The sequence below is a fragment of the Megasphaera sp. AF13-6AC genome (assembly GCF_027685385.1).
Lineage (GTDB): Bacteria > Bacillota > Negativicutes > Veillonellales > Megasphaeraceae > Megasphaera > Megasphaera micronuciformis.
Genome location: NZ_JAQCUN010000065.1, coordinates 255 through 7357 on the forward strand (window position 1 = coordinate 255; position 7103 = coordinate 7357).

Consider the following 7103-nt stretch of genomic DNA (forward strand, 5'->3'; position numbering starts at 1 on the left):
GCCAAGACAACGATAAGCGGTACAAGAGACAGGGTCCACGGCGGCAAAGGCGCATTCGGATCAATTTCCGTTTCGTTAACCGTATGATGGCCGTAGCCTTCACCGGCCTTTTTCATGTGTTTACGCCGCCATTCAAGATAAATAAAGCAAAGGACGATTAACAAGGTGCCGCAAATAATACCCAAAATAGGGGCCGCAAAGGTCGTCGTTCCCAGATAAATGGTAGGGATGATATTTTGGATTTGAGGTGAACCGGGATAGCAGTCCATCGTTGCCGTAAAAACTCCGGCAACAAAGCAGGCGGGAATTAAGCGTTTCGGAATTTCCGCTTCTCTAAAAAGTGCCGCGGCGAAAGGATATACTGCAAAAGCACAGACAAACATAGAGATACCGCCGTAGCAAAGAATCATACATGCGAATACTACTGCAAAGATAGCCCGTTCTTTACCGATAACTTTAATAGTTTCCATGGCAATACTGCGAGCCATGCCGGTTTCTTCCATCACTTTGCCGAAAACGGCGCCTAAAAGGAAAATGGGGAAGAAAGATTTGATATACATTACGGCTTTAACCATAAATAACTCCGTGTACCCGGGCAACACGGGAAGGCCTGATACGGCCGCTGCGAATAACGCAAAAATCGGTGCAAACAAAATAACTGAAAAGCCACGATACGCAAAGGTTACTAAGAGAATCAAACTAAGAATAATAGCCACAATTTCCATATACATACTCTCCTTTTCTTTTAATCATTACGGCCATTTGAATCATCCTGTATCTTATGGCTTCATTATAAAGATTTTATTTGTGAATAAAATACCATAGTTTAGCCAAAATTTGACTTTATGGAATTCATGAATTTCACAGCGTATTTATGCCGTTTTTTACATTAATGCGAAATGTCTATAAGATGTGCCGAATAGAAAGCTATATTTTTTGACCGATACTTAGTTCTTTAAATCACAACTTAAAATACTCTCCTTGTACAGTCGGCTCACCTAAACTCTAAAGAAAAACAAACAGGAGAAGGCTTGTACAAGCCTTCTCCCGTCTGTTTTAAAAAAGAGGTTGTTAAAAAATGCTTTACAGGCTGATGTGCAGTGATTATTGCAGAATGGATCCGGAAATAATCATCTGCTGTACCTGGTTGGTACCTTCATAAATCTGCGTTATCTTGGCATCACGCATATACCGTTCAACCGGATACTCTCTCGTAAATCCATAGCCGCCGAATACTTGAACCGCATCCGTTGTCACTTGCATAGCAATATCGGATGCATATTTTTTAGCAATAGACGCATCCATAGAGTAGGACTTCACATCAGGTTGTCCCATCTTCCATGCAGCCTTATACACTGCCAATCTGGCCGTTTCAATTTTTATCTTCATATCAGCCAACATAAACGCAATGGCCTGTTTTGTCGCAATGGGTTTACCGAACTGTACCCGTTCTTTAGCATATTTAACGGCTTCATTATAAGCGCCTTCCGCAATTCCCAAGGCCTGTGCACCGACACCTACGCGTCCGCCGTCCAAAGTCATCATGGCAATCTTAAAGCCGTCCCCTTCTTTTCCCAAAAGATTCTCTGCCGGAATCCGCACGTTCTGGAAGACAAGTTCCCGTTGTACAGATGCACGAATACCCATTTTTACTTCTTCTTTACCGTAAGTAAAGCCTTCCATCCCTTTTTCTACGATGAAAGCGCTCATGCCTTTAGCACCCTTGGACTTATCCGTTGCTGCGAAAACCACTGTAACTTCGGCTTCTCCGCCGTTCGTGTTAAATACCTTGGAACCGTTCAACGTATAGGAACCGTCTTCATTTTTCACGGCTGTCGTGCTACCGTTCAGTGCATCCGTGCCCGCATTGGGTTCTGTCAATCCGAAGGCACCGAGTGCCGTCCCTTCCGCCAAGGGTTTTAAAAACTTTTCCTTTTGTTCTTCCGTACCGAATTTCCAAATAGGCCAGGAACAAAGCATGGTATGTACTTCAAAGCTCAAAGCGATGGACGGATCTACTTTAGCAATTTCTTCGCAAGCTACAGCCAAACTGAGGAAGTCGGCACCGACACCGCCTTCTTCTTCACTCCAAGGAATGCCGAGCAGACCCAATTGACCCATTTCATCGAGAATAGACCGATCAAAGGTTTCTTTTTCGTCACGTTCCTTTACTGTAGGTAACAAACGTTTTTCAGCAAAATCTTTTGCCAAGTTGGTAATATCCAACTGCATTTCCGTCAATTTAAAATCCATGGTGTGTTTCCTCCCGTGTACCTTTATTTTTAATATTTTAAATGCTTACTATTTATCCGTAAATTTAGCCTTACGCTTTTCTACAAAAGCAGCCATACCTTCTTTTTGATCTTCCGTGGAGAAGCAAAGGCCGAAAACTTCATCTTCATAAGCAATGCCCGTAATGACGTCGCAATTAATACCGTGATTAATAGCCGCTTTAGAAAGTTGAACGGCTATTTTAGCATTGGATGCAATTTTCTTAGCCGTCTTCATAACAGCTTCCATGAGTTCTTCTTGGGGAACAACCTTGTTTACCAAGCCGATGCGATACGCTTCTTGAGCATCAATCATATTAGCCGTAAAAATGAGCTCCTTCCCATAACCGCGGCCGACGACACGAGGCAGACGCTGTGTACCGCCGAAACCGGGGGTAATACCGAGGCCGACTTCAGGCTGTCCGAATTTAGCCGTTTCAGCCGCATAACGGAAATCGCAGGCACATGCCAATTCACATCCGCCGCCGAGAGCGTATCCGTTAACAGCCGCAATAACAGGCTGAGGAAGGTTTTCGATACGCGTAAACGCATCTTGTGCAATCTTACCGAAGAACCGGCCTTCTACCGCATTCTTAGTGGACATTTCAACAATATCCGCACCGGCAACAAAAGACTTTTCACCGCCGCCTGTAATAATCAGGACTTTTACTTCCGCATCGTTTTCAATTTCGCCTACGCACTGGTTCAGTTCAGTAACCGTTTCCGTATTTAAAGCATTCAGAGCTTTCGGACGATTAATTTTCAAAATACCGATACCGTCTTCCTTTGTAAATTCAATGTTATTGTACTTCATAACCATGCAACCTCCCTCATTAATAACCGAAAATTCTATGAAGTTTAACCGCTATTGCATATCGTTTGATATGTTACGGTCAGTATAGCTTTTCGCATCATTGACTAAAACAGGAAAGTTTTGCACTTTCTCGCACCCTTTTGACTTCCATGGACTTATCGTTCATAAATATGTTGCAAATTATGCATTTTCACCATATTTTATTACGATAACCAAGCAAATATGTTATAATAATCACAATATGGGCGAATAGAAATATATGTGCCGGAGAGAGGATGTGCCTCATGGGCCAAGAAAACTATGCAGAAACACTGAAGAAGTTACTTACTTTTACGCAAGCAAAGTTTGTTTCTATTGCTGAAGTGGTCGGTTATGACATATCTTATGTCAATAAGTGGAGCAACGGGACTAAGCTTCCGTCTTCTCGTTACATAGAACAAATAAACGAAGATTTGGGCCGATATTTCACTCGTCTCATCAAAGAAAATAACCGCGAAAAACGATTTATAAAAACATTTGCCTTGCCTGAAGATACAACGGATTTGGAGTTTGCCATTACACAGCATTTATGTGCCGCCTATAGGGCCAGCATTCACCAAACACATCCGACAAAAACAAAAGACGGAAAGCCGGCTGCCTCATTACAAGTATTAACGGGGACACATAATACCAAGTCATTCTTGTCCGACTTGATTCATAAAGAGGTGTCCACAAAATCGGGAGAAACGGAGCTCCTTGTCTTTGACGACTTTTGTACCTTGTATCAAGCCGGTTTTTGGAATTTTTTCAATGATCTTCCGTTGCAACAAAAGAGCCTGACAGTTCGAGTCGGCCTTGATTTAGACAGGTTAGACAACGACTGTCGCCTTTTTGAACATGTTTATGCGACCTTAAACCGACTGCTTGATATTAACTTTATTTTTTATGATATCAAGGATATCGAACGTTCCAACTTGCTTATTATGAAGGATAGTTTTGTCATTCAATATGCTTTATCCAAAACCGGTTCCTTTATGATGTGTTCTCATATTTCTGACGAGGCAACTGTCCGAGATATTTACGAAAATTTCAATTTCAGTGATCTGACCAAAAGACCGCTTACAGCTCTTTCCGATTCTCTGGGAATGGATAATACCGGTTACCGCACGGCTTTTTATGCAAATAGTCGATTCTTTTTCCATTTAACAAACGGCTTTGACTTTCTCTTGCCTCACGATGTCTTCGAAAGTATTCGCGAGCTCAGTTCCCCGGAGCAACAACAGTCTATTCAGCGTCTATGTGTGACGTGGGAGGAAATCGTGAATAATGCTGAAATCGAATTTATTATTCCTACCTCGTCCCTCATGCGGTATTTGGAAAACGGATACATTTATCTAACCGATGTAGAATATTCATTAACACCGGAAGAACGCAAGGAACATATTCAAACAGTCCTGTCTACTATGCAGGAAAACCCTCATATTATTATGGGCGTACTTTCAACCCTTGGCTTAGGAAAAAGTTACAAAGGAGAGAACCTTTCTTTTTACTCCAACTATAAGACGGGATTTATGAAAAAGAATAAGAGGTATATTCACAACCAGGCCAGTCCGTTCTACTTAATTACAGACCGACGTCTTCATACAATTGTCCTTAACTATTTCCGTTCTTTAAAAGAATTACCTTTATACCGGCAGTACAAAATAGACGAATTATTGACAATTTATGAGCGTATTAAGCCTCTCATTGAACGAACATTATGTATAAAGTAAAAGAACGCTTCCGACCGGAAGCGTTCTTTTACTTTAATTATCGATTGGCTTTCATTTCTTTTAAGCCCATCAATTCATCTTTGAAAATAAACTCGGGCATTATTTTTACATCTTTCATTATAGGCGTAAATCCCATCTGATCAAGGACATCTTTTTGAAGGTCGATGCCCGGTGCAATTTCCGTCAAATGAATACCGTCTTCTTTCATTTCAAAAACGGCACGTTCCGTAATGTAATAAACATGTTGACCTTGTTTACGTGCATAATCACCACTGAAAGTAATATGGTCTACACTCGGTACAAACTTACGAACCGAGCCTTCTTGTATAATCGTAAGTTTTCCGTCTTTTATTTCTTCCTTCAGCTTGCCGGTAGTAAAGGTACCGCAGAAAACAACATTTTGCGTATTTTGTGTAATGTTGACGAAACCGCCGCAACCGGCAATACGCGGACCGAACTTGGAAACATTGATATTACCTATACCGTCACATTCGGCCAAACCGAGGCAGGCGAGATCCAGCCCGCCGCCGTCATAGAAGTCGAACTGACTGGATTGGTCTAAAATAGCTTCCGCATTGACAGAAGCTCCGAAGCGAACTCCACCTAAAGGTACTCCGCCGACCGCTCCGGCTTCTACAGTCATAGTCAAGCTGTCTCCGATTCCTTCTTCATTGGCTACGGATGCGATAAATTCAGGAATGCCGATACCCAAGTTGATAATAGCTTCACTGGACAAATCCAGAAGTAAAAGAGAGGCACGACGAGCAATGATCTTCTTTGCATTCAAAGGTACGGGAGCCAAGGCGTGCAAAGGCACTGTCAATTCTCCTGTAAGAGCCGCATTGTACTCACAATCAAAGGTTTGTTCACAGAATTTCGTTTCAGGTGCTTCAACAACGTAATCAACATAAATGCCGGGAACTTTGACAAGTTTCGGATCCAGCATGCCGCCTTTAACAATTTTTTCAACTTGGACGATAACCATACCGCCGCTGTTATGTGCTGCCTGAGCAATCGAGGTAGCATCAAGAGGTGCGATTTCCTTAGTAAGAACCACATTACCCCATTCATCGGCATAGGTCCCGCGAATTAAAGCTACGTTAATATCCATGCGCGGATAAAACAGTTGATCTTTGCCGTCAATTTGAATAACCTTAACAAAATCTTCCGTAGTCACATCATTCAGTCGACCGCCGGACACGCGCGGATCCGCAAAGGTTTCCAAGCCTACATGAGTAATCGTTCCTACACGGTGTGCCGCTACATCGCGGAAATACTGTGCCAATGTTCCCTGCGGCAGATTATAGGCTTGAATCTTGTTAGCATTAACCAGTTTCTGCAAAGCCGTTACAGCATTCCAGTGTCCGAGAATCGCTTTTTTCAACATTCCTTCATGGGCAAAATGATCCCCGCCGCGGCCGTCCGAATTACCTTGAGACGCAGCATAAATAAGGGTCAAATCCCTAGGAGCTCCCGTTTCAAGAAAACGAGCTTCTAAAGCACTTGTCAATGCTTCCGGTTGAACAGAGCCGACAAACCCGTTTGATGCGACAACATCATTATCCTTAACTAGAAGAGCCGCTTCCTGAGCCGTAATTACTTTTACTTGTTTCATAATCTATTCACTCCCTAACTGACGAAGATATACTATGTACCTTTATTATACGTAGTCGAAAAAGGAATTATAGACAAGTTCTTTGACTCATTTTGACTAAAAAAATTCAAATAGTTCAAAAAAATTGATGAATGCTTTTATGGAAAAAAACCTCCCAATCGGTTATCCGATAAGGAGGTTTTTTCCCTTATATAATTTATTTTCCGTTTTTTAAAACTTCAAGAGCTTGTCTTAATGCTTCATTTTCTTTTCGCAATTCCGCAACTTGCTGTGTCAACGCATATAACTGATTGCCCGTTACGACATCGTTCGAACCGAAGGCTACGGTTCCGTCGGCAACATGGGTTATCTTACGAACCCCCTTGTCACTGCCGACAGATACGGTATTAACCGTATCGGCAATACTGCCCGCCCCGAGTGCTACACTGTTATCTGCCGTAACGGAGGCTCCATGGCCCAAGGATAATCCGTCTTCCGCCTTAACAGCCGCTTTATTGCCGAATGCCGCCGCATAGTTACCCTTAGCTTTAGCTCCCGCCCCTACAGCCGTACCGTTTTTAGACGTATTCGTATTCAAGCCGAAGTCTGTCCGTTCACCGCGAATGACAACACGAGCCGTCGCAGGTGAATCGGGGCTCAAATTATCAGGTACT

Annotated in this window: 5 protein-coding genes and 1 pseudogene; 1 reads left to right on the forward strand and 5 read right to left on the reverse strand. The window is 42.7% G+C overall.

From position 1 onward, the window contains the following. From PGX78_RS04865 to PGX78_RS04875, 3 genes are all read right to left on the reverse strand, one after another. Positions 1-731: GntP family permease (locus PGX78_RS04865; protein WP_442864798.1), on the reverse strand; the 731-nt coding region annotated here is incomplete at its 3' end. A gap of 373 nt (positions 732-1104) precedes the next feature. After that, positions 1105-2253 (reverse strand): acyl-CoA dehydrogenase family protein, encoded by a 1149-nt coding sequence (locus PGX78_RS04870; protein ID WP_270445636.1) that lies wholly within the window; start codon positions 2251-2253, stop codon positions 1105-1107. Positions 2254-2301: 48 nt separating this feature from the next. Continuing rightward, positions 2302-3084 carry a short-chain-enoyl-CoA hydratase gene (locus PGX78_RS04875; protein WP_270445637.1) on the reverse strand — a complete coding sequence of 261 codons (783 nt, stop codon included), beginning with the start codon at positions 3082-3084 and terminating at the stop codon, positions 2302-2304. A 284-nt stretch (positions 3085-3368) separates the two neighbouring features. Here PGX78_RS04875 and PGX78_RS04880 point away from each other — a divergent pair, with 284 nt between their 5' ends. Next, positions 3369-4835 carry a hypothetical protein gene (locus PGX78_RS04880; RefSeq protein ID WP_270445638.1) on the forward strand — a complete coding sequence of 489 codons (1467 nt, stop codon included), beginning with the start codon at positions 3369-3371 and terminating at the stop codon, positions 4833-4835. A 37-nt stretch (positions 4836-4872) separates the two neighbouring features. Here PGX78_RS04880 and PGX78_RS04885 read toward each other — a convergent pair whose 3' ends face one another. Together PGX78_RS04885 and PGX78_RS04890 are read right to left on the reverse strand one after the other, a co-directional pair. Then, positions 4873-6450, reverse strand: a complete 1578-nt coding sequence (locus tag PGX78_RS04885; protein ID WP_270445639.1) for an acyl CoA:acetate/3-ketoacid CoA transferase — start codon at positions 6448-6450, stop codon at positions 4873-4875. Between the two features lie 196 nt (positions 6451-6646). Beyond that, positions 6647-7103 (reverse strand): annotated as a pseudogene (locus PGX78_RS04890) (hypothetical protein); the annotation flags it as partial.

Coding starts and splice junctions, on each gene's coding strand:
- PGX78_RS04870 (WP_270445636.1), bottom strand. CDS start 2,253: ATGGATTTTAAATTGACGGAAATGCAGTTGGATATTACCAACTTGGCA.
- PGX78_RS04875 (WP_270445637.1), bottom strand. CDS start 3,084: ATGAAGTACAATAACATTGAATTTACAAAGGAAGACGGTATCGGTATT.
- PGX78_RS04880 (WP_270445638.1), top strand. CDS start 3,369: ATGGGCCAAGAAAACTATGCAGAAACACTGAAGAAGTTACTTACTTTT.
- PGX78_RS04885 (WP_270445639.1), bottom strand. CDS start 6,450: ATGAAACAAGTAAAAGTAATTACGGCTCAGGAAGCGGCTCTTCTAGTT.